The 1,189-nt window shown below is 55.8% G+C and carries 1 protein-coding gene; it reads right to left on the bottom strand.

Annotated elements, in window-relative coordinates:
* Positions 1-1,146 (bottom strand): recombinase family protein (locus ABD971_RS35925; protein ID WP_345328549.1); only part of this gene is annotated, 1,146 nt, incomplete at its 3' end.
* Positions 1,147-1,189: the final 43 nt, after the last annotated feature.

The following is a 1,189-nucleotide window of genomic DNA, read 5'->3' as shown; positions in this document are numbered from 1 at the left end:
AATAACCCGCCTTAACAATCGTGGCAGCAGACGTCGCCGCTCATCCTGATCGAGCTGCTGCCAAACTTTTCGCAATCCTTCCATGAAGTCGGGATCATCGCTTTCAGGCTCTCCCAATGTGTCGATGACAAATTGCTCGATGTCATGACGTTTGACGCTGACGCTCGCACACGGAGGTCGACCTCCCGCTTGCGATCGGCATCGGTAATACAAGTACCGAATGTTTCGGTGATGTGAATAGCTCGTTGTCATCGGCCGCTCGCACAAACCGCAAACCAAGATGCCACGAAGAAGAAACTCGTGTGGGTTTTCCCGCCGACCTGGCTTCCGAGTTCGACGCTCGGAGATGTGCTGTTGCACACGGTCAAACACGTCCTGTTTGACAATCGCCTCATGCTCACCCGGAAGTGTCGAATCGCCGTTCGGGATCTCACCGAGATACGTGCGATTCGAGAGCAATTTCAAGACGCGCGTTGTCGTCCAGCGTCCCGTGTTGCCATAGCGATCGGGCCAGTCACTCAGGTTGGCAATCGAGACAATGTAACCTGGTTTGGCGCCCCTGGCTGCCATCGCAAACATGTCGCGGATAATCACCGAGTGCTCCGGATGCGGAACCAGTTTCGAAGAGCCGTCCTCAGTCATGTAGCCGACTGGAATCTGGCCAGCGACACGTTTGCCATGATGCTTCAAAGCCATCCGCATCTCGGCAAGTCGATCGCGGGTGAGATCCTGCTGAAACTCGCTCGCCGCGGCGACAATGTTACTGGCCAACCGACTGGCAGCGGATTGTCCAAAATTTGGATCCGTGACGACGACCAAGTTGACTTCGTGTTCCTCGAAAATCGCGAGCAACTTGGCGAGCAGAGCGAGTGGTTTGACAAGCCGATCCACCTTGTACACGATCACCCGGTCGATCAAGTCCTCCTTCACAGCGTTGAGCAACTCCTGCATCGCCGGTCGGTCCAGCGTTTCGCTCGATTCGCCTTCGTCGGCAAAGTGATCGTGCACCGGAAGTCCCAGCGACGAGGCTGTGTCCGAACAGATTGCGTACTGAGCATCGCAAGAACTGAACGATCCGCCGCCGTATCGCGATTGCCGCGAATAGACGACGGTCAGTCGAAACAGGCTGGTTATTGACTCACTCACTTCCGAAGGCTACCCCGCTGAGGACTTCGATGCGTTCAATTGA

Origin of the sequence: Novipirellula rosea (assembly GCF_039541335.1) — a bacterium.
Lineage (GTDB): Bacteria > Planctomycetota > Planctomycetia > Pirellulales > Pirellulaceae > Novipirellula > Novipirellula rosea.
Note: the sequence above shows the minus strand (reverse complement) of the source record. Positions and strands in the feature narration are given on the sequence as shown.